This window comes from Thalassotalea sp. HSM 43, from assembly GCF_004752005.1.
Taxonomy (GTDB): Bacteria; Pseudomonadota; Gammaproteobacteria; order Enterobacterales; family Alteromonadaceae; genus Thalassotalea_A.
In genome coordinates this window covers 2,922,852-2,942,375 of record NZ_CP038493.1, presented here as the reverse complement: position 1 = coordinate 2,942,375, position 19,524 = coordinate 2,922,852, and the positions used below count along the sequence as shown (strand labels likewise).

Sequence of the window (19,524 nt, the reverse complement as noted above, 5' to 3'; positions counted from 1 at the left end):
TGCAAAACCCTTGCTGTTATTAGCCTGTAGAGCAGTTTTGCTAACTTTCGATATCCAGACTACCACAGTTTCAGCGTTTGAAAACCCCTTAATTGCGTTTTTTTTTGATTTTTTTTCACTTTTTTGTTTAAAAAACCAACAAACACGCCTTGAAGGGTGCATTTTAACTAGCGACTGACCACTTTGATGGTGACTCAGCTAAAGCCAGTTCAAGTACTTCATCTATCCATTTTACCGGGTGAATTGACAAATCGGCCTTCACATTTTCTGGAATTTCTTTCAAATCACGCTCATTATCCTTTGGAATAATGACGGTTTTGATGCCACCTCGATGCGCCGCTAACAGTTTTTCTTTCAAACCGCCGATCGCAAGTACTTCACCACGAAGGGTAATTTCACCTGTCATCGCCACATCAGCACGCACAGGATTACCTGTTAGACTTGAAACTAACGCCGTACACATGCCAATACCAGCGCTTGGACCATCTTTTGGTGTCGCACCTTCAGGAACATGGACATGAATATCACGTTTTTCATTAAAATCGCTATTAATGCGCAATCCTTCGGTACGACTGCGAACAACCGTCATCGCCGCCTGAATGGACTCTTGCATTACTTCACCTAATGAACCAGTAAAGCTTAATTTACCTTTGCCTGGTACCGATGCAGCTTCAATGGTAAGTAACTCACCACCGACTTCGGTCCATGCTAAACCGGTTACTTGACCAATGCGATTCTCATCTTCGGCTTTACCGTAATCAAAACGCTGTACACCAAGGAACTCTTCAAGATTTTCTTGATTAATGGTAACCGCTTTAATGTCATCGCTTAGCAAGATTTTCTTAACCGCTTTACGACATAGTTTTGAAATTTCACGTTCAAGGCTACGCACACCCGCTTCCCGGGTGTAGTAACGGATAATGCCAATAATGGCGCTATCTTCAATCTCAATTTCTTTCGCTTTAAGACCATTACGCTTAATTTGTTTGGTCATCAAATGACGTTTAGCAATATTAAGCTTTTCATCTTCGGTGTAACCCGACAAGCGAATGACTTCCATACGATCCAATAATGGCCCAGGAATATTCATACTGTTTGAGGTGGCGACAAACATTACATCAGATAAATCGTAATCGACTTCTAAATAATGATCGTTAAAGGCATTGTTTTGCTCTGGATCCAACACCTCCAGCAATGCAGACGCAGGGTCACCGCGCATATCAGACGACATCTTATCAATCTCATCTAATAGGAATAGAGGGTTCTTAACCTCTGCTTTCGCCATTTTTTGAATAAGCTTGCCTGGCATAGAGCCAATATAGGTTCGACGGTGACCGCGGATTTCCGCTTCATCACGCACACCACCTAACGCCATACGCACATATTTACGACCCGTTGCACGAGCAATTGATTGCCCTAGTGAGGTTTTACCAACACCTGGAGGACCAACCAAACACAAAATAGGACCGCGTAACTGAGTAACACGTTGTTGTACCGCTAGATACTCAATAATGCGTTCTTTAACTTTTTCTAGGCCGTAATGATCTTGCTCAAGAACATCTTCAGCCAATTTTAAATTACGTTTTAATTTACTGCGTTTTTTCCATGGCACAGAAATCATCCAGTCGATATAGCTGCGCACAACAGTCGCTTCTGCCGACATTGGCGACATCATTTTCAGCTTTTGCAACTCCGCCATGGTTTTCTCTTTGGCTTCCGCTGGCATTTGTGCTTCTTCGACTTTCTTGGTCAACTGCTCGCCTTCATCAGGCACGTTGTCCATATCGCCAAGTTCTTTCTGAATCGCTTTCATTTGCTCATTCAGATAGTACTCGCGTTGCGATTTTTCCATTTGTTTTTTAACGCGACCACGGATTTTCTTCTCAACCTGTAATAGATCGATTTCGCCTTCCATTAACGCCATTAAATATTCAAGACGCTCAGCCACATTGGTAATTTCTAAGACATGTTGTTTGTCTTGCAACTTCAATGGCATGTGTGCTGCCATGGTATCCGCCAATTGCTCGGCGTTATCGATGCCCGACACAGAGGTTAAAACTTCTGGTGGGATCTTTTTATTCAGTTTCACATAACCTTCAAATTGCGATACCGCTGAACGAACCAATACTTCGTGGTTTTCAACACCACTATTGTCTGCCTCTATAAAGTCGACATTGGCAATAAAAAAGTCATCGGTTTCAGTAAAGTCAGCAATTTTCGCACGCTGCATACCTTCGACTAATACCTTTACGGTACCGTCAGGCAGTTTCAGCATTTGCAAAATCGTCGCCACTGTACCGATTTCAAATAAATCAGTCTCTGCAGGGTCATCTACCCCGGCGTCTTTCTGCGCTACTAAAAATACTCTTTTATCGCTTTCCATAGCTTGGTCTAAACAGCGAATTGATTTTTCGCGACCAACAAACAGTGGGATCACCATTTGTGGATAAACAACGACATCACGCAAAGCGAGTACGGGGGTTTCAATCTGTCCTGAATGCTCTTTAGTCATGGGAAAATCTCTTGAAAGTGATGTGCTTCATTCAGAATGTTTTTATCATTATTCTGAATCGTATAACTCAGTATATGGGGATTGAAGTTTAAGATTCAACAGCTAATTGCTAAAAGCTGCTGTTGATAACGCATGGCCCCAATAATTGATTATTTAAAAAGCAAAAACCAGCATCGACAGCTGGTTTTTTGATTATATGAAAGCAATCAAGCAAACCGATTATTCGTTTGCTTGTTTTTCTTCTGGTGCTTCAAACAAGATAATTGGGTTCGATTCACCTTTAATAACAGATTCATCGATAACCACTTTGGTCGCGTCAGTTAATGACGGTAACTCGTACATGGTTTCCAATAACACGCCTTCAACAATCGAGCGTAAGCCACGCGCGCCGGTTTTACGGATCATCGCTTTGTTGGCAATCGCTTTCAGTGCATCTTCTCTAAACTCAAGTTCGACACCTTCCATATCAAATAGCGCTGTGAACTGCTTAGTCAGCGCGTTTTTCGGCTCTTGTAAGATTTGGATTAATGCACCTGCATCGAGTTCGCTTAACGTTGCTACGACAGGTAAACGACCAATGAACTCAGGGATCAGGCCGTATTTCACCAAATCTTCAGGCTCAACTTCTTGGAAACGTTCGGTTAGCGACTTTTCAGCGTCTTTACCTTTAACCTCGGCACCAAAACCAATACCGGTACCCGTCACCACACGTTGCTCGATGACTTTGTCTAAGCCAGCGAAAGCACCACCACAAATAAACAGTATCTTTGATGTATCAACTTGCAAGAATTCTTGTTGAGGGTGCTTTCGGCCACCTTGTGGTGGTACCGCAGCAATCGTGCCTTCAACCAGTTTCAATAATGCTTGTTGTACACCTTCACCAGACACATCACGAGTGATGGATGGGTTATCTGACTTACGTGATATTTTGTCAATCTCATCGATATAAACGATACCACGCTGAGCTTTATCAACGTCGTAATCACATTTTTGCAGAAGTTTTTGAATGATGTTTTCGACATCTTCACCTACATAGCCTGCTTCTGTTAGCGTCGTCGCGTCTGCCATTGTGTAAGGCACATCAAGCATACGCGCTAATGTTTCTGCTAGTAAGGTTTTACCTGACCCAGTAGGTCCGATAAGTAGAATATTCGATTTTCCTAGCTCAACACCATTATGGCTATCGCCATTTTTAAGGCGCTTATAGTGGTTATAAACCGCAACACTAAGCACTTTTTTGGCATGTTCCTGACCGATTACATAATCGTCAAGGTGAGAGCGAATCTCCTTCGGCGTCGGTAACTTTTCCGTATCAGCCTTCGGTGAAATATCTTTTATTTCTTCGCGAATAATATCATTACAAAGCTCGACACATTCATCGCACACAAACACAGATGGACCTGCAATAAGTTTACGCACTTCATGTTGGCTCTTGCCGCAAAACGAGCAATACAATAACTTTTCGTTGTCACCGCTACCTTTTATTTCATCGGTCATACGGTATATACCTCAATATTCATTCTTTCTGATTCAATTAGCAGTCAGGATTGATAATTAATTATAGCCCTAATTATCGGGCTAAATGCCGGCCACTTTAAATTAGCTGAAAATCCTCTCAACACATTGGCGCCGGCATCGGATGTTTTAGCGCTTGTTTAAAATACCATCAACCAAACCGTAGTCGATTGCATCTTGTGCACTCAAAAAGTTGTCACGGTCAGTGTCTTTAGCAACTTGCTTCAGGTCTTTACCTGTGTGCTCAGCCATCAAACGATTCAACTTGTCTTTAATAGACAGGATTTCTTTCGCATGAATTTCAAAATCCGATGCTTGCCCTTGGAAACCTCCAAGCGGCTGATGGATCATCACGCGAGCATTTGGCAAACAAAAACGCTTACCCTTTTCACCTGCAGATAATAGGAAGGCACCCATACTGGCTGCTTGTCCCATACAAACCGTACTAACGTTTGGCTTGATAAATTGCATGGTGTCATAAATTGCCAAACCAGCGGTTACGCTGCCACCTGGCGAATTGATGTACAAATAGATATCCTTTTCAGGATTTTCTGATTCCAGAAACAAGAGTTGGGCAACGATAAGGTTTGCCATGTGCTCTTCTACCTGACCGCACAAAAATATCACTCGCTCTTTCAACAAGCGCGAATATATATCATACGAACGTTCGCCCTTGGAAGTTTGCTCAACCACCATAGGTACTAATGCATTTTCAATTGGTGCGTTATTATTGGAATGAATCAATGAAAATATCCTTAAAAAAATAAAAATGGCTTATATGATCCCATATAAGCCATTTAAGCCATTGCCATTGATATTGTCAATGGATAAGACGTGTAAAACCGCTAATTATTGTTGATTTGCGCAACAATTAAGCTTGTGGGTTCATTACATCTTTAAAAGCTGTTTCTTTTTCAGCTACATCAGCGTTAGCAAGAATGAACTCTACAGCTTGCTCTTCTAGAGCAACATGCTGCATTTGTTGGTTCAATTCTTGGTTGTTCATGTAGTAATCAACAACTTCTTGCGGATCTTCGTATGCAGATGCAGCCGTTTCGATCAACGCTTTCACTTTGTCTTCGTCAACTTTCAATTCGTTAACTTTGATTACTTCACCTAGAAGTAGACCAACTTTTACACGACGCTCAGCTTGTTCAGTGAACATTTCAGCTGGAAGCTGTGGCATGTTGTTTGGATCAACTTGGTTGCCAAAGCGCTGCATTGCCTGTTGACGTAATACGTCAACTTCTTGGTCAACAAGTGCTTTTGGAAGGTCAAGATCGTTTGCTTCAACAAGGCCGTTAAGAACTTGCTCTTTAACCTTACCTTTAACAGCTTGGCTAAGTTCACGTTCCATGTTTTTCTTAACTTCTTCACGTAGTGCGTCAACACCGCCGTCTTCAACACCGAACAATTTCGCGAATTCGTCATCGATTTCAGGAAGTACAGGACCTTCAGTCTTGTGAACTGTGATTTCGAACTCTGCGTCTTTACCTTTCAGGTTTTCAGCGTGGTAATCTTCAGGGAAAGTAACTGTGATAGTTTTCTCTTCGCCAACTTTCATACCAGTGATTTCTTTTTCGAAACCAGGGATCATGCGACCTGAACCTAGTTCAAGTTCAAAACCTTCAGCTTTACCGCCTTCGAATTCTTCACCGTCAACACGACCTAGGAAATCGATAGTAAGCTTGTCACCTTTTTTGGTTTTACGCTTATTTTCTTTCCAAGTTTTGTGTTGGTTTTGCAAAGTCTTGAACATTTCTTCAAGATCTGTATCGGTTACGTCAACAACTGGCTTCTCAACTTTAATTTTGTCTAAACCAGAAATAGCTACTTCTGGGTAGATTTCAAATGTTGCTTCGAACGCTAGCTCTTTACCTTCTTCATTGCTCTTAGCAACGAACGCAGGACGACCTGCTGGGTTTAGTTTCTCAGCAACGATAGCTTCAACAAAGTGACGCTGCATTAGCTCACCAGCTACTTCTTGACGAACAGATGCGCCAAAACGCTTCTGGATTACATTAGCTGGAACTTTACCTGGACGGAAACCTGGTGCTTTATAAGTCTTAGCGAATTGACGCAGACGGTTTTTAACTTCTACATCTACTGTTTCGGCAGGAACGGTAATAGAAACCTTGCGCTCCAAACCTTGAGTAGTCTCAACTGAAACTTGCATTTTTATACCTCAATTTACGGCGTGTTTCGCCTTTAATGCATCTCTATATTCACCAGTAAACAATCTGTTTACCGTCTTATCACCACCTGAATCAGCTTGAATCAGGCTGTGACCTAAAGCCATTTCCACAGCTTTAGTCTAAAAAGATGGTTCTAGGCCCAATAAATATGGGCTCAATTTAAATGTGACGCGGAATTATAGCGGTGTAGTCGGTTGCTGTAAATACCTGTTGAGCAACAATTACACGGTTAATAAAAAGCCAAGCGGTTGGACATCAAACGTCAGCAAGGCACAGATGCCCTAAGCGCAGACTAAAACGCTGATAGATAACAACAATTATTGGCGTTTATATGGATAACACAGCGGCATTTAGCGGGTTAAAAGCAGTACACAAAAAATCGCATTAATTTGTAATCAAATCGCTAAAATTAGCGCAATAGGCTTCGCCTTAATGACCTATAAACACCCGACTTATGGCTAAATTGACGCGGTAATATTGTTAATAAAACGACTTTATTAGCTGAAAAGGCGCATCTTAAAAGATTGAGATACCTGTTTTGCTGGTGAATAGTTCCAATGCTTTGGTGCCTACCAAAGAGTTGCCATTATTATTTAAAGCAGGCGAATATACCGCTATCGACATCTCTCCAGGTACGATGGCAACGATGCCGCCGCCCACACCACTTTTGCCTGGTAAACCAACGCGAAACGCAAAATCCCCTGATGCGTCGTAATGACCACAGGTTAACATTATCGAATTGATACGCTTTGCTTGCGCTTCGCTGATAAAGGTTTTCCCTGAGATTGGGTCAACACCATCGTTGGCCAAATACAGCATAGAACGTGACAATTGGCTGACATTCATATCCGCAGAGCATTGTTGAAAATAGGTCTGTAACACCTGATCGATATCGTTATCGATATTACCAAAGCCTTTCATCAAATTGGCCAAGGCAAGATTACGAAAGCCACATTGCATTTCCGACTCGGCGACGGTGTGATTAATCGCGATGCTATGGTCATCACAGCATTCTCTGATAAAGGTCATGATGTCATGCAAAGCTTTTTTCGGATCGGCAAAATGCGATATCAAGCTATCACAGACCACAATCGCGCCGGCATTAATGAATGGATTGCGGGGGATGCCATCTTCGTATTCTAATTGCACTAACGAATTGAATGGATCGCCGGATGGCTCTCGCCAAACACGTTTAAAAAGCTCATCTTGGTAATAGCGTAGCGCCAAGGTATAACTAAACACTTTAGAAATACTTTGAATTGAAAACGGTTTTTCGAATGAGCCGACACCAAAAGACTCGCCATTGGTTAAGGTGACCGCCATGGCAAACTGATTTGGATCGACTTTGGCTAACTCAGGAATATATTGAGCAACCGTACCCTGCCCGAGTAAAGGCGTAACCTCTTGTTGTACTTCATTTAAAACCGCTAACACATCCATAATTGCAACTCACATTGGCAAATCAATCACGCATTGTAACTGTAGCAAAGGTAACCACCAATCGATACGTTAGATCAAAAACAGCTAACCTAGCTAACCGAATTGCTTTGTTATTGGACTTATATTGAGGGGCTAAGGAGCTAGGGACTAGGGGCTAAGGACTAAGGACTAAGGACTAAGGACTAAGGACTAAGGACTAAGAAGTATTTTAAAAATTTGAGAGTTTTGAAAAGAGAGAAAGTGGTCGGTGATGCAGCAATCAAACCTGCGACCCGTTAGATCTAGAGCACCCAAACCAATTGGTTTGCGATTAGGCGTTTAGGCGTTTATTGAGAAACTAGAAAGAAAGAGAAAGTGGTCGGTGATGCAAGATGAATCAAATACATCCTGTATTTTCCCCTTCGGGCGAACTTCGTTCGTTAAAAATTGTTCCATACAATTTTTTAAAACTTGCTTCGCAAGTTCGAATTCAGAATTAAGTTAAGAAATTTGAATACTGTGAAGTTTTAGAAATTGGGGAGAAAGTGGTCGGTGATGCAAGATTCGAACTTGCGACCCCTTGGACCCAAACCAAGTGCGCTACCAAGCTGCGCTAATCACCGACTATATAAGGATAAGTGGGGTGGCTGATGGGATTTGAACCCACGACAACCGGAATCACAATCCGGGGCTCTACCAACTGAGCTACAGCCACCACTGAATGGCACGCCCTGCAGGAGTCGAACCTGCGACCTACGGCTTAGAAGGCCGTTGCTCTATCCAGCTGAGCTAAGGGCGCACAACACCTTACAGGTTATATCAACTTATCTAAGATGAAAAGTTAATAATGCTAATGCAAGAGAAAGTGGTCGGTGATGCAAGATTCGAACTTGCGACCCCTTGGACCCAAACCAAGTGCGCTACCAAGCTGCGCTAATCACCGATTTTCTCTAGTGTTGGAAACACTGTTGTGTCTCTCAACGGATGCGCATATTACCTATGTGTTCCGAGGTCGTCAATTGTTTTTTGCGATATTTTTATCGTTCGTACAATTTTACATCATTTAATAAAAAAAGGCGCAAAAAATAGCCATAAAGTCATATTCTATTAACGATCATGGTATTAACTCAGATCAGTTATTTATGCTTTGCACATTTTTATTTAGTGATTACGAATGTAAGCACTACACGGCATGTCGAAATTATGAGAAAATAGCGCCGAATTTTATGCCAATTACTGTTAAAAGAACCTATGTCTGCGAAAATTATTGATGGTAAAGCCATCGCCCAGCAAATTCGTACCGAAGTGAAACATAAAGTAGCGCAACGTCTGAGTGAAGGTAAAAGAGCGCCCGGCCTTGCTGTTGTTCTTGTCGGTCAAGATCCGGCCTCTCAAGTCTATGTCGGCAGTAAACGTCGTGCATGTGAAGAAGTAGGCTTTATCTCTAAGTCATATGACATGCCTGCTACAACCACACAAGATGAGCTTTATCAGTTAATTGATAAACTTAATAACGATGCTGAGATCGACGGTATTTTGGTGCAATTGCCACTACCAGAAGGCTTAGATGCCAACTTGATTATTGAGCATATTCACCCTGACAAAGATGTCGACGGTTTCCACCCATCAAATGTCGGTAAACTGTGTCTACGTCAACCGGGTCTGCGTCCATGTACACCAAAAGGTATCATGACGTTAATTGAGTCAACCGGTGTTAAGCCACACGGTTTAGAAGCCGTCGTTGTAGGCGCTTCAAATATTGTTGGCCGACCAATGACGTTAGAATTGCTACTGGCTGGCTGTACAACAACAACAACACACCGCTTTACCAAAGACCTAGAGCAAAAAGTTCGTAATGCGGATTTGGTAGTGGTTGCGGTTGGTAAACCAGAATTTATTCCTGGCAGTTGGATCAAAGAAGGTGCGATTGTCATCGATGTTGGTATTAACCGTCTTGAAACAGGCAAACTTGTCGGTGATGTAGAGTATCAAGTAGCAAAAGATCGCGCTGCATACATTACCCCTGTACCAGGTGGTGTAGGACCAATGACTGTGGCCAGCTTGATTGAAAATACATTAATCGCCTGTGAGCAATTCCACAGCTAATCGCTGGCAATAGCTCGCACACAAAAACGCAGCCATGAGCTGCGTTTTTTTATGACTCGTTACTAAGGTTTCTCTCGCGGCTTCTCTCGCGGCGTCTTTCGTAGCTTCTTTGCCAGTTTTTGGGGTGGCATTATGGGTAGATGATTATTAAGCTCATATTGCCTTGCTTGTATAACGCCAAGAAGCAGGCATACTATGGCCTATTGAAGATGATATTTTCAAATCATATAACACTGTGTAAATAAGGATGATTTATGGCTGGCACCAGCCTACTGGCACTGATTGATAAAATAGCAACGGCACTCGACGACGTTGCGTTAATGACTAAGGTCGCAGCAAAGAAAACCGCTGGCGTGTTAGGCGATGATTTGGCTCTAAATGCACAGCAAGTTTCCGGGGTAAAAGCCGACCGAGAATTACCCGTCGTTTGGGCTGTGGCAAAAGGCTCTTTTATAAATAAGCTGATTCTCGTGCCATCGGCATTGTTGATAAGCAGCATTGCCCCATGGCTAATTACGCCGTTATTAATTGTCGGTGGTTTGTTCTTATGCTTTGAAGGGGTCGAAAAAATCGCCCACAGTATGTTTGCCGATAAAGCGCAAACCGACAGCGAGCATCAACAAGACTTAGCGGCCTTAGCGGATGAATCCGTGGATATGGTCGACTATGAAAAAGATAAGATTAAAGGCGCGATAAAAACCGACTTCATTTTGTCGGCAGAGATAATCGTTATTGCACTTGGCACAGTGCAAGATAAAGCCTTTGTTGACCAAGCCAGTGTTATTTCATTAATCGCGGTACTGATGACCATAGGTGTATATGGTTTGGTGGCGGCGATTGTTAAGCTCGATGATCTAGGCTTACACCTTATTAAAGATCAAGCGACAACCGCCATGGCAGGATTAAAGCGCAGTATTGGTCGGGGCTTATTAGCATTTGCGCCAAAACTAATGAAAACGTTGGCGATTGTCGGTACTGCCGCGATGTTTTTAGTGGGTGGTGGCATCATAGTTCATGGCACGCCGATACTGCATCATGGCTTGCAGTGGTTAAACTCACAGGTGTCCGGTTGGTCATTGCTTATTGACCCGCTATACAACGGCGTCAGTGGTGTCATTGCGGGCGCAATCGTATTAGCGGTCGTCAGCATGGTACAAAAGCTACGTGGCAAAACCGCTTAGACTGTTATCTTGAGCTACTAAAAATAGATATAAAAAAGCCGGATTAAGTCCGGCTTTTTGTTGTTAACGATATACGTTTTGCTATTCAGCAATATACTCAACGATTTCTAAACCAAAGCCGCCTAATGAATGGTACTTGGTTTGCGACGTTAATAAGCGCATTTTGCCAACACCTAAATTAGCCAGAATTTGTGATCCGACACCGACATTGCGTGAACCAACGTGTTTGATAATCTCATTGACTTCTTCGCCTGAATCTTGAATCGCATATTTCTTCACTTGCTCAAGCAACTGTTGCGGCGATTCATGTTTACCAAGCAATACCAATACACCGCCTTCGTTGCCAATTTTTTCTAACGCATTGTGAATTGGCCAGGTATTTTTGCTGTCTCTGGTAGAGAACAGTAAATCACGGAAGGTGTTTTCAAGATGAACACGCACTAACGTTGGCTGATCGGCATTGATCTCACCTTTGCTTAGTGCAAAATGTGTCATGCCATCGATGGTATCGGTAAATGCAACAAGGTCAAACTCACCGTATTGAGTTGGCAGTTTGCACTCACTAACGCGACTGATGGTGGTTTCAGTCTCATTACGATATTCGATAAGGTCGGCAATGGTACCCATCTTCACATCATGCTTTTCGGCGATGACTTCTAAGTCTGGGCGACGTGCCATGGTGCCGTCTTCATTAAGAATTTCAACAATCACCGCCGCAGATTCGTAACCAGCCATGCGAGCCAAATCAACACCGGCTTCGGTGTGCCCTGCACGATTTAATACGCCACCGTCTTTGGCGATTAACGGGAAGATATGCCCAGGTTGGACAATAGAGCGATGGTCCGCTTCTGGATCACAGGCGGCAAGTACTGTTGTCGCACGGTCCGCAGCGGAAATACCGGTAGTGACACCGCGAGCGGCTTCAATAGATACCGTAAAGTTGGTGGTAAACTGAGCGTCGTTCTTATCAACCATCAAAGGTAACTTCAGCTTTTCACACTTTTCACGTGACATTGGCATACAAATCAAACCACGACCATGAGTGGCCATAAAGTTAATCGCCTCTGGCGTTACTTTTTCTGCTGCCATGATGAAATCGCCTTCGTTCTCACGATCTTCATCATCCATCAAGATAACCATTTTACCCTGTTTGATATCTTCAATGATTTCTTGTGGTGTATTTAACTTCATAAATTTAACCTTTCATAAAACCGCTGTTGATCAGCAATTCTTCTGTTACGCCAGAGGTTTTGCTTGCTGATTCATTTTGACAAAACAGCAAACGTTCTAAATATCGAGCAACCACGTCAACTTCAAGGTTCACCTGGCTACCAACTTGATAGCTACTAATAATAGTCTCTTCAATGGTATGCGGCACAATTGTTAAGCGAAATTGATTATCTGCAACTGAGTTAATGGTCAATGAGGTACCATCAACAGTAATAGAGCCTTTCTCTGCCGCATATTGTTTTAGGCTATGTGGCAATTCGAGCCAATATTCGGTTGCGTTGCCAACTTGCTGTATGCTTTGAATGGTGGCAACACCATCGACATGCCCACTGACAATATGGCCACCGAATCGGGTGGTCGGTAACATCGCTTTTTCAAGGTTTACCTTATCGCCAGCTTGATAATGAGCAAAGCCAGTTCGCTTTAATGTTTCCATAGAAACATCGGCACTGTAACTTTGTTTGTCATAGTCAACCACAGTTAAACAAATGCCGTTGGTGGCGATTGAATCGCCCAGTTTGACATCACTCATATCCAATTTGCCGACATTAACTTTAATGCGAGCACCTTGTGAGTTAACGCTAATCGAAGCAATAGATCCTATGGCTTCAATAATTCCGGTAAACATACTATTTCCTAATAAATTTCGAAACTAAGCTGTTAAATTAGTCTTTAACAATATGGCAAATAAAACGTACATCCTGGCCTATTTTACGGATGTCTTTGATATTAAGATTTATCGCCGCTGACAACGAGTTCAAACCCGGAATCTGCAATAATCCCATCGCATCATCCGATAGCAATTTAGGTGCTTGATACAGGATCAGTTCATCAACCAGATTTGCCGCAAAAAATGCGCCGGCTAAACGCCGTCCGCTTTCGAGCCAGATTTCATTTAAGCCACGCTCTGCAAGCTTTAGCATCAGATCAGACAAATCAGCAAAGTCATTAGCTTTCTTAACTTGCATCTGTTCAACAAAATGAGGCCAGTTGTGCCCAGTTTCAAGCTCTGTACGAATTAAAATTATTGGTGCATCAATGGAGAATAACGCTAAATCAGGCGTTAAACGATGCTTTGTGTCAATGATGACTCTTACAGGTTGCCTTAAATCGCTATCATTTGAGCCATTAACGTTGCTAAGCTCCTGATAACGTACATTTAATCGCGCATTGTCGGTAATTACCGTGTCAGCACCACTAATGATGGCACAACTTTGTGCGCGATAAGATTGCACATCACGGCGCGCCGCAGGTGAGGTTATCCATTGACTTTCACCACTGGCCATTGCGGTTTTACCATCAAGGCTTGCGGCGAGTTTGCAACGCACTAAGGGTAACCCTTGGGTCATGCGCTTTATAAAGCCTGGGTTAAGTTGCTGAGAGGCGTGTTCAAGTACCGGGCCGATACAATCAATACCGGCTTGTTGCAGCATCTTAATGCCGCGACCACTAACCAAGGGATTTGGATCCTGCATGCCAAACACCACCTGACGCACACCGGCGTCAATCAAACCTTGCGCGCACGGTGGCGTGCGGCCAAAGTGACTGCAAGGCTCTAAGGTGACATAAGCCGTTGCGCCGGAGGCTTTATCGCCGGCATCTTTAATGGCGTTAACTTCGGCATGACCAAGACCCGCTTTAACATGGAATCCTTGACCAACAATTACCGAGTCGCGCACCAATACACAACCAACTCTTGGGTTTGGTGATGTGGTGTATCGTCCTTTGTCGGCAAGCTTTATTGCCAACTGCATGTAATATTCGTGGCTATCTATCATGATTTGATAAGTGTAGGTTATTACCCTGAATTTTTATCATCACCTAAACGAGCAATCTCTTCGCCAAACTCTCTAATGTCCTCGAAAGAACGATAGACAGAGGCAAATCGTACATAAGCGACCTTATCCAGCAGCTTTAGCTCATCCATAATGATGTTACCGAGCAATTCACTGCTCACTTCGCGCTCGCCTGTTGCTCGCAATTTTGACTTAAGTTTGTTAATTGACGCTTCAATTTCTTCAATGCTAACTGGGCGCTTTTCTAATGCACGTAATAAACCACTGCGCAATTTGTCTTCGTTAAAAGGTTCTCTTGAACCATCACGTTTAATGATTCTTGGCATCACCAGTTCAGCCCCTTCAAAGGTGGTAAACCTTTCACGGCATTCCAAACATTCACGACGGCGACGTACCTGATGGCCATCACTGACCAAGCGTGAATCAATTACCTTAGTTTCTGTAGCGGAACAGAACGGACAATGCATAGTTTTCCAGAATTATTTAGAGTTATAACGACACTTTAACAAAATAAAAAATGGTCGCAAAGTGCGACCATTTTTTTATCACGATTTACGACAATTTATGCGTAAACAGGGAAACGAGAACAAAGCTCGATCACTTTCTCGCGAACCGCATCAATTGTTTGCTCATTATTGATGTCATCAAGAATGTCACAAATCCAACCGGTCAGCTCTGCAGTTTCTGCTTCAGCAAAACCACGACGAGTGATTGCTGGTGTACCTAGACGCAAACCAGAGGTTACGAATGGTGAACGCGGGTCATTTGGAACCGAGTTCTTATTCACAGTGATAAACGCACGACCTAGTGCCGCATCAGCGTCTTTACCAGTAATGTCTTTGTCAATTAGATCTAACAACAATAAGTGGTTTTCAGTACCGTTTGATACCACCTTGTAACCACGTTCTTGTAAAACACGAACCATAGTTTTGGCGTTATCTAATACTTTTTGCTGATATTGTTTAAATTCAGGCTCAAGTGCTTCTTTAAAAGCAACAGCTTTGGCAGCGATGATGTGCATCAAAGGACCACCTTGACCACCAGGGAATACCGCTGAGTTAAGCTTTTTGTAAATAGCTTCATCACCACATGCAGAAAGAATAAGACCACCACGAGGACCGGCAAGAGTCTTATGGGTCGTTGTAGTAACAACGTGTGCATGTGGAAGTGGGTTCGGGTATAGACCCGCAGCGATAAGACCAGCAACGTGAGCCATATCAACCATAAGGTAAGCGCCAACTTTGTCAGCGATCTCACGGAAACGAGCCCAATCAACGATACCAGAGAATGCAGAGAAACCTGCAACGATCATTTCTGGCTTGTGTTCAACCGCTAAACGCTCAACTTCGGCGTAGTCAATGTCGCCAGTTTCTGGGTGCAAACCGTATTGGATTGGTTCGTATAATTTACCAGAGAAGTTAACACCACTACCGTGCGTCAAGTGACCACCGTGTGCAAGGCTCATACCTAACACTTTGGCACCTGGCGTACACAATGCCATGAATACGGCAGAGTTTGCTTGCGAACCAGCGTGTGGTTGTACATTGGCATAATCGGCATCGAATAATTCACAGGCACGTTTGATGGCTAACTCTTCTGCGATGTCAACAAACTCACAACCACCATAGTAACGCTTGCCCGGGTAACCTTCGGCGTATTTGTTGGTTAATTGTGAACCTTGTGCTTCAAGAACGCGCGGACTGGTGTAGTTTTCAGACGCGATCAACTCAATGTGATGCTCTTGACGCTCTACTTCATTAGTCATTGCTTCGTACAATTCTGCATCGAAATCAGCAATGTTCATATCACGAGTTAGCATGGAATTTCCTCTGATAATTTGGATAGAAAAAAAATTGGCTTTATTTTGCCCGAATGAACCGTTGTTGTACACGGTCTTTTTAGACTTATTTAGCGAAAAAATGCGCTTTTTGTGATGAAAGCGGCAAGTTCGACAAAAAATACCTTTTTTAACAAACAATACAAACAATAAAGGCCCTTTCGGGCCTTAATAAACAGTTTGCTTTACGTACCGGCTAGCTAGTGATTTTCAGACACCATATTCACCGTGTATTTTGGTATTTCAACAACCAAATCTTCATCGGCAATAATGGCCTGACAACCCAAGCGAGATTCAGGCTCTAAGCCCCATGCTTTATCAAGCATATCGTCTTCAAGTTCATCGCTTTCTTGCAATGAATCAAAACCTTCACGGATGATCATATGACAGGTTGTACAGGCACACACTTTTTCACAAGCGTGTTCTACTGGGATGTCGTTTTTTAGCGCGACATTTAATACCGTCTCACCGGTATCAGCTTCGACTGCTAAACCGTCTGGACATAATTCCTCATGAGGAAGAAAGATAATTTGTGGCATGATTAAACCTCATCTACCGAATGGCCAGCCAACGCCTCGCGAATGGACGAGTCCATGCGACGTTCAGCAAATATGGCCGTAACTTTATCAACCGACTCAATTGCTGCTTCAATGGCGGCAATATCATCACCTTGACTGATTTTAATTAATTCGATTAATGCTCCGTTGATGGCATTTAGCTCATCTTCGGACAGTAATCGACTCGCATCTGCGGCTACCGCGGCCGTCACGCTCTCGTGTACTCGGGCAGCTTCGACTTGCTGTTCTTTCAGCATTCGTGCGTCCATATCCCCTTTGGCGTGAGCCATAGAGTCTTTTAACATTTGCACGATGTCATCTTCTTGCAAACCAAACGAAGGTTTCACTTCAATAGACGCTTCAACACCGGTCGATTTTTCCATGGCGCTAACACTTAGCAAACCATCCGCGTCGACTTTAAAGGTGACACGAATATGTGCGGCACCGGCGGTCATTGCCGGAATATCACGCAATTCAAATCGCGCTAATGAACGACAGTCTTCAACCAGTTCACGCTCACCTTGAACAACATGAATCGCCATCGCCGTTTGACCATCTTTGAAAGTGGTAAATTCTTGTGCTCTAGCAACCGGAATGGTGGTATTGCGAGGAATAACCTTCTCAACTAATCCACCCATGGTCTCTAAGCCTAAACTTAATGGCGTCACATCAAGCAATAACATGTCGCTTTCAGGTTTGTTACCCACTAAGATATCTGCTTGTATCGCCGCACCTACCGCGACCACTTTGTCTGGGTCAATCGAGGTTAAGGGTTGGCGTTGGAAAAACTTGCCGACTTCTTCACGCACCAATGGTACTCGTGTTGAACCACCAACCATAACGACTTCAAGCACTTGCTCATTGCTAACGCCGGCATCTTTTAATGAACGACGACAAGCACGCAAGGTTTTGCTGACCAAAGGTTTGACTAGCTCATCAAATTGACCACGAGTTACCTCAAATTGACACGACTCGCCGTTTTCTAAGGTAAGCTGGCATTCGGTCACAGGTGCTGCAGACAAACGCTCTTTTACCGACGTTGCTTGCATCAATACCTGACGTTCCATTTCATGTGAAAGTGGACGGGTTAAACTAGCTTGGCTGACAATAAAATCAGATAAAGCATGGTCAAAATCATCGCCGCCTAGCGCAGAATCACCGCCGGTGGCCATCACTTCAAAGACACCTTTATTTAGGCGCAAAATGGAAATATCAAATGTACCACCACCAAGGTCATAAACGGCAATAACGCCTTCTTGACCACTATCAAGACCGTAAGCGACGGCAGCCGCCGTCGGTTCATTAAGCAGTCGCAGTACATTTAAACCCGCTAGGGTTGCTGCATCTTTGGTACTTTGTCGTTGCGCATCATCAAAGTAAGCAGGCACGGTAATAACCACACCTTGTAATTCACCGCCTAACGACATCTCGGCACGTTCAGCCAAGGTCTTTAATATGTCAGCCGATACCTGCACAGGGTTTTTGATCCCTTGGCGGGTTTCAATTGACGGGTGAGATGCATCGCCACAAAAGTTATATGGCAATGATGGATACTTTTGCTGAATATCTTGCAACGAGCGACCAATCAAGCGTTTCGCCGAAACAATGGTGTTTTGTGGGTCATTAATAGCTTGTGCTTTGGCTTTATCACCAACCAAAACACCTTTGCTTTGATAGCTCACAATCGACGGTAAGATATCGTTTCCTTGGGAATCAACCAAGGTCTTCGGTAGACCACTCATAACACTGGCGACCAGTGAATTCGTCGTACCTAAATCGATACCTGCTGCCAGTTTGTGTTGATGCGGAACACTGCTTAGTCCCGGTTCAGCGATTTGTAATAATGCCATAGCTAATATTCGTACTCTTTGCCGTTCTAATCGAACAGCTTGTCTTCAATTCGTTCAAGCTCTATCTGTAATTTTTGATAAAACTTTAGCTTTCTCAGGGTTTCAGCCGCTGCTTTGTTATCGCTTTCGCTGTTGCTAACAATGCTCGCCTTAAGCTGCTGCCATAAACTTTGTGATTGGATATCGAGCGTTTCTTGTGCGGCAAACAACGCCGAATCAGGATCACTGGCGTGTTCGACCTCACCAAGCATTTCCCTTAGCTCCATTTGCTGCATCAAAAATTCAACATCAGCAAAGCTTTGTTGTTCCGACGGCAGTTCGACACCACGTTGGGTCAGCAAATATTCACCGCGAGCAATAGGTTGCTTTAAGGTTTGGAAAGCATCATTGATTTCTGCAGACTTTTGCACCGCAATCATTTGTTCTTGTGCAGACGAATGTGCAAAACGGTCCGGGTGGACCGTTTTTTGTAGTGCTTGATAAGTTGCAGATAGCTCTGCCAGATCGAGCTCAAAGTTGGCCTCAAGACCAAACAATTGAAAATAATCCAAAGTGTTATTCTCTTTTACAGAATAAAATCAACTGAAAGTTGCGATTTCATTACACGCTGAAGCTTTCACCACATCCACATTCGCCTTTGGCGTTTGGATTGGTAAATTTAAAACCTTCGTTCAAACCTTCTTTGACGAAGTCTAATTCAGTACCATCAAGATGAACTAATGACTTACCATCAATGATGATTTTAACGCTGTCTATATTAAACACAGCGTCATCTGGGTTAACTTCATCAACAAACTCCAACACATAGGCCAGACCTGAACAGCCTGTCGTTTTTACACCAAGACGCAGGCCTACACCTTTGCCTCGGTTTAGCAAAAACGTTTTTACGCGCTCAGACGCCGCTGGCGTCATTGAAATTGCCATAACTTAGTCTTCTTTCTTCGCTTTGTAATCGTCGATTGCTGCTTTGATTGCATCTTCGGCTAAAATCGAACAATGAATTTTAACTGGTGGTAACGCTAATTCTTCAGCGATTGCGGTGTTTTTGATTTCCGCAGCTTCGTCAATAGACTTACCTTTAACCCACTCAGTAACCAATGAGCTAGAAGCAATAGCAGAACCACAACCGTAGGTTTTGAATTTTGCGTCTTCAATGATACCTTGCTCATCAATTTTTAATTGCAACTTCATTACGTCACCACATGCTGGTGCGCCTACCATACCGGTTGCAACGCTAGGGTCGTTTTTATCAAATGAACCTACGTTACGTGGATTCTCGTAATGATCGATAACTTTTTCACTATAAGCCATAATTTACCTCTGAAT

General features: G+C 43.3%; 17 protein-coding genes and 4 tRNA genes. 2 read left to right on the top strand and 19 right to left on the bottom strand.

Features of this window, described 5'->3' with window-relative positions; genetic code table 11:
• Positions 1-163: 163 nt before the first annotated feature.
• From lon to E2K93_RS12740, 9 genes are all read right to left on the bottom strand, one after another.
• Positions 164-2,512, bottom strand: a complete 2,349-nt coding sequence (lon, locus tag E2K93_RS12780; RefSeq protein WP_135439470.1) for an endopeptidase La — start codon at positions 2,510-2,512, stop codon at positions 164-166.
• A gap of 219 nt (positions 2,513-2,731) precedes the next feature.
• Positions 2,732-4,009 (bottom strand): ATP-dependent protease ATP-binding subunit ClpX, encoded by a 1,278-nt coding sequence (clpX, locus tag E2K93_RS12775; protein ID WP_135439469.1) that lies wholly within the window; start codon positions 4,007-4,009, stop codon positions 2,732-2,734.
• A gap of 147 nt (positions 4,010-4,156) precedes the next feature.
• On the bottom strand, positions 4,157-4,771 hold the full coding sequence (gene clpP / locus E2K93_RS12770; RefSeq protein WP_282434746.1) for an ATP-dependent Clp endopeptidase proteolytic subunit ClpP: 615 nt from the start codon (positions 4,769-4,771) through the stop codon (positions 4,157-4,159).
• A 127-nt stretch (positions 4,772-4,898) separates the two neighbouring features.
• A complete protein-coding gene (gene tig / locus E2K93_RS12765) occupies positions 4,899-6,203 on the bottom strand; it encodes a trigger factor (RefSeq protein ID WP_135439468.1) in 1,305 nt (434 codons plus the stop codon).
• Between the two features lie 535 nt (positions 6,204-6,738).
• Positions 6,739-7,656 carry a glutaminase gene (locus E2K93_RS12760; protein WP_228445603.1) on the bottom strand — a complete coding sequence of 306 codons (918 nt, stop codon included), beginning with the start codon at positions 7,654-7,656 and terminating at the stop codon, positions 6,739-6,741.
• Between the two features lie 531 nt (positions 7,657-8,187).
• Positions 8,188-8,264 (bottom strand) — tRNA-Pro (locus tag E2K93_RS12755).
• 16 nt (positions 8,265-8,280) lie between these two features.
• A tRNA-His gene (locus tag E2K93_RS12750) sits at positions 8,281-8,356 on the bottom strand.
• A gap of 7 nt (positions 8,357-8,363) precedes the next feature.
• Positions 8,364-8,440: transfer RNA gene (locus E2K93_RS12745), tRNA-Arg, on the bottom strand.
• Between the two features lie 67 nt (positions 8,441-8,507).
• Positions 8,508-8,584: transfer RNA gene (locus tag E2K93_RS12740), tRNA-Pro, on the bottom strand.
• 308 nt (positions 8,585-8,892) lie between these two features.
• Between E2K93_RS12740 and folD the strand changes: the two genes are divergently transcribed.
• Together folD and E2K93_RS12730 are read left to right on the top strand one after the other, a co-directional pair.
• Complete coding sequence (folD, locus tag E2K93_RS12735) at positions 8,893-9,747, top strand: bifunctional methylenetetrahydrofolate dehydrogenase/methenyltetrahydrofolate cyclohydrolase FolD (RefSeq protein ID WP_135439466.1); 855 nt, start codon at positions 8,893-8,895, stop codon at positions 9,745-9,747.
• A gap of 254 nt (positions 9,748-10,001) precedes the next feature.
• Positions 10,002-10,928, top strand: coding sequence for a DUF808 domain-containing protein (locus E2K93_RS12730; RefSeq protein ID WP_135439465.1), 927 nt, complete (start codon positions 10,002-10,004; stop codon positions 10,926-10,928).
• A gap of 81 nt (positions 10,929-11,009) precedes the next feature.
• Here E2K93_RS12730 and ribBA read toward each other — a convergent pair whose 3' ends face one another.
• The 10 genes from ribBA to iscU form a co-directional block, all read right to left on the bottom strand.
• On the bottom strand, positions 11,010-12,119 hold the full coding sequence (gene ribBA / locus E2K93_RS12725) for a bifunctional 3,4-dihydroxy-2-butanone-4-phosphate synthase/GTP cyclohydrolase II (protein WP_135439464.1): 1,110 nt from the start codon (positions 12,117-12,119) through the stop codon (positions 11,010-11,012).
• A gap of 4 nt (positions 12,120-12,123) precedes the next feature.
• Positions 12,124-12,786, bottom strand: a complete 663-nt coding sequence (locus E2K93_RS12720) for a riboflavin synthase (RefSeq protein WP_135439463.1) — start codon at positions 12,784-12,786, stop codon at positions 12,124-12,126.
• Positions 12,787-12,823: 37 nt separating this feature from the next.
• Positions 12,824-13,936, bottom strand: a complete 1,113-nt coding sequence (gene ribD, locus E2K93_RS12715) for a bifunctional diaminohydroxyphosphoribosylaminopyrimidine deaminase/5-amino-6-(5-phosphoribosylamino)uracil reductase RibD (RefSeq protein WP_135439462.1) — start codon at positions 13,934-13,936, stop codon at positions 12,824-12,826.
• Between the two features lie 20 nt (positions 13,937-13,956).
• Positions 13,957-14,421, bottom strand: a complete 465-nt coding sequence (gene nrdR / locus E2K93_RS12710) for a transcriptional regulator NrdR (RefSeq protein WP_135439461.1) — start codon at positions 14,419-14,421, stop codon at positions 13,957-13,959.
• A gap of 95 nt (positions 14,422-14,516) precedes the next feature.
• A complete protein-coding gene (gene glyA, locus E2K93_RS12705) occupies positions 14,517-15,773 on the bottom strand; it encodes a serine hydroxymethyltransferase (RefSeq protein ID WP_135439460.1) in 1,257 nt (418 codons plus the stop codon).
• Between the two features lie 218 nt (positions 15,774-15,991).
• On the bottom strand, positions 15,992-16,330 hold the full coding sequence (gene fdx / locus E2K93_RS12700; protein WP_135439459.1) for an ISC system 2Fe-2S type ferredoxin: 339 nt from the start codon (positions 16,328-16,330) through the stop codon (positions 15,992-15,994).
• 2 nt (positions 16,331-16,332) lie between these two features.
• Entirely contained in the window at positions 16,333-18,198 is a 1,866-nt protein-coding gene (gene hscA / locus E2K93_RS12695; protein ID WP_135439458.1) for a Fe-S protein assembly chaperone HscA, read from the bottom strand.
• A 26-nt stretch (positions 18,199-18,224) separates the two neighbouring features.
• The gene (gene hscB, locus E2K93_RS12690; RefSeq protein WP_135439457.1) at positions 18,225-18,749 is read right to left on the bottom strand and encodes a co-chaperone HscB; all 525 of its coding nucleotides are present in this window, start codon (positions 18,747-18,749) and stop codon (positions 18,225-18,227) included.
• A 49-nt stretch (positions 18,750-18,798) separates the two neighbouring features.
• Positions 18,799-19,122: an iron-sulfur cluster assembly protein IscA gene (gene iscA / locus E2K93_RS12685; protein WP_135439456.1), complete on the bottom strand. Its 324-nt coding sequence runs from the start codon at positions 19,120-19,122 to the stop codon at positions 18,799-18,801.
• 3 nt (positions 19,123-19,125) lie between these two features.
• A complete protein-coding gene (gene iscU, locus E2K93_RS12680) occupies positions 19,126-19,509 on the bottom strand; it encodes a Fe-S cluster assembly scaffold IscU (protein ID WP_135439455.1) in 384 nt (127 codons plus the stop codon).
• Positions 19,510-19,524 lie beyond the last annotated feature (15 nt).

Bases quoted from the DNA above. Each gene is read 5' to 3' on its own strand.
- lon (WP_135439470.1), bottom strand. From the start codon at position 2,512: ATGACTAAAGAGCATTCAGGACAGATTGAAACCCCCGTACTCGCTTTG.
- clpX (WP_135439469.1), bottom strand. From the start codon at position 4,009: ATGACCGATGAAATAAAAGGTAGCGGTGACAACGAAAAGTTATTGTAT.
- tig (WP_135439468.1), bottom strand. From the start codon at position 6,203: ATGCAAGTTTCAGTTGAGACTACTCAAGGTTTGGAGCGCAAGGTTTCT.
- folD (WP_135439466.1), top strand. From the start codon at position 8,893: ATGTCTGCGAAAATTATTGATGGTAAAGCCATCGCCCAGCAAATTCGT.
- E2K93_RS12730 (WP_135439465.1), top strand. From the start codon at position 10,002: ATGGCTGGCACCAGCCTACTGGCACTGATTGATAAAATAGCAACGGCA.
- ribBA (WP_135439464.1), bottom strand. From the start codon at position 12,119: ATGAAGTTAAATACACCACAAGAAATCATTGAAGATATCAAACAGGGT.
- E2K93_RS12720 (WP_135439463.1), bottom strand. From the start codon at position 12,786: ATGTTTACCGGAATTATTGAAGCCATAGGATCTATTGCTTCGATTAGC.
- ribD (WP_135439462.1), bottom strand. From the start codon at position 13,936: ATGATAGATAGCCACGAATATTACATGCAGTTGGCAATAAAGCTTGCC.
- nrdR (WP_135439461.1), bottom strand. From the start codon at position 14,421: ATGCATTGTCCGTTCTGTTCCGCTACAGAAACTAAGGTAATTGATTCA.
- glyA (WP_135439460.1), bottom strand. From the start codon at position 15,773: ATGCTAACTCGTGATATGAACATTGCTGATTTCGATGCAGAATTGTAC.
- fdx (WP_135439459.1), bottom strand. From the start codon at position 16,330: ATGCCACAAATTATCTTTCTTCCTCATGAGGAATTATGTCCAGACGGT.
- hscA (WP_135439458.1), bottom strand. From the start codon at position 18,198: ATGGCATTATTACAAATCGCTGAACCGGGACTAAGCAGTGTTCCGCAT.
- iscA (WP_135439456.1), bottom strand. From the start codon at position 19,122: ATGGCAATTTCAATGACGCCAGCGGCGTCTGAGCGCGTAAAAACGTTT.
- iscU (WP_135439455.1), bottom strand. From the start codon at position 19,509: ATGGCTTATAGTGAAAAAGTTATCGATCATTACGAGAATCCACGTAAC.